This window comes from Roseburia sp. 1XD42-69 (assembly GCF_003612565.1).
Classification (GTDB): Bacteria; Bacillota; Clostridia; order Lachnospirales; family Lachnospiraceae; genus Roseburia_B.
The window spans coordinates 1-1650 of sequence record NZ_RAZG01000194.1; the positions used below are offsets into that span (position 1 = coordinate 1).

Here is a 1650-nt window from a genome sequence, read left to right on the forward strand (position 1 = left end):
AAATACTCTTACATATCTAATTCTTATCAGGAAAGTCTAAAGTTCATAGACACAAGATTTTTTACAGCCTCAATCTACCCAACAACACCAAGTCCATGCTGATATTTCATGGCCTTTATTGGTCTTGTGACATATTCCTTTGCGTTCTGCTGAAATATATCGCTCAACTGAAAATTATGTACGTCCATGATTCAATACCTCTCTTCCTTCCTGATTTTCTCTAATTTTTCTTTCTTCCGATTCTTATATCTTACCCTTTCTCTCGGCTTATACTTATTGCAATGCTGACAGTAATGAGCATGATCCGCTTTTCTGCCCTTCTTACATAGTCCGGCACATACATAATATAAGCATGGTGTTTGTCTATCTGTTGCCATTAGCTGAATCCTCTTCTCTCTCAAAAATTAACTGTAATATTCTCCCATCTTCTAACTGGCAATCCACATGATAGTTAATATCATAATTGCCATAACATCCACCTTCTTCAATCCTTCCTATATTAACAATCTGATCCATATATAAATCATAGCTTCCAAACCTCGCCGGCTCACCTTTATCATAACCATCATATTCAAAAGATACTTTCACCAATATATACTTGTTCTTACGATAATCGTTTGACCATCCTAAAGAATTAAAATGCAGCATCACTTCTTCGTCTTCATTATGATTGGCTAATACTCTTATAAATCCTTCATGTATCTTATGTTCCTTAAATAAGTCAACAAAATCATTCCATTCTTTACTATCCTTATTGGATTTAGGGATTCCTAACCTCTTCATATTGGATTTATGCAGTTTATAAAATCCAATGCTTTGTATTATAAGCACCGTTACTACCAAAACACTTATACCGATATACCAATAACTCATTAATTCATTCCTCCGTTTCCTTCTCACATATAAATCCATACCCATCAGCAAACTCTCTCATATCATCGAAACAAATTGCTGATTTAAAATCTGCAATCTTGCCACGCAGAAACAACCATTTAATTATCTCTGCTGGTTTAACTGATATCCTGTCTGCAAACTCTTTAATTGTCATATAATCAGGAATATTAATCTTCTGTAATTCAATCCCACCTTGCATAGCTTCAAGAAATCCTGACCATTTAACATCATCCACCGGATTACAGCTTTCAAGATATTCCTCCGCTTCTTCCAGACTGTCCACTCCATCAACAATGACAGTTCCACGCTGTACCACTTTTAATCTAAAGATTCCCATTCTGCCGATTCCTCCATCTTCATTTACATATTTTTTCTAAAACTTCCTGCAAGCGTTCCCTTCCACTTTGGATATAATATAAATTATCCCCGATTTTCAAACCTTCTCTTTGCTTATGCGCTGTAAGTACCTTCTGCTGAAAAATATGGATTCCCACATTCACACCAATACAAAACGCTTCATTTTCCATTAATTGTTCCAATATTAATTCCCTCCCATCATATAAAATTTTCCAACTGCTTCCTTATTTGTCCTGGCTGCAATTTTACCACCTTCTTTCTAATACACTGTTCTCCTTTCCAATAGATTAAATTTACAAGTTCCATTATCTTTTTCTCTATTTTGAATGTAAACGGTAGATAGTGCGTACCTCGACTAGGGCGGCAAAATATGTGACAATAGGCTATATTTCTATCATG

General features: G+C 35.2%; 4 protein-coding genes. All 4 read right to left on the reverse strand.

Features of this window, described 5'->3' with window-relative positions:
• Positions 1-363 precede the first annotated feature (363 nt).
• Positions 364-873, reverse strand: coding sequence for a hypothetical protein (locus tag D7Y06_RS25005; protein ID WP_120410170.1), 510 nt, complete (start codon positions 871-873; stop codon positions 364-366).
• 4 nt (positions 874-877) lie between these two features.
• On the reverse strand, positions 878-1231 hold the full coding sequence (locus D7Y06_RS25010) for a hypothetical protein (protein ID WP_120410171.1): 354 nt from the start codon (positions 1229-1231) through the stop codon (positions 878-880).
• Positions 1232-1250: 19 nt separating this feature from the next.
• Complete coding sequence (locus tag D7Y06_RS25015; RefSeq protein WP_120410172.1) at positions 1251-1433, reverse strand: hypothetical protein; 183 nt, start codon at positions 1431-1433, stop codon at positions 1251-1253.
• A gap of 16 nt (positions 1434-1449) precedes the next feature.
• Positions 1450-1650, reverse strand: a 201-nt coding sequence (locus D7Y06_RS26745; protein WP_207667361.1) for a hypothetical protein, incomplete at its 5' end; no start/stop codon positions are given.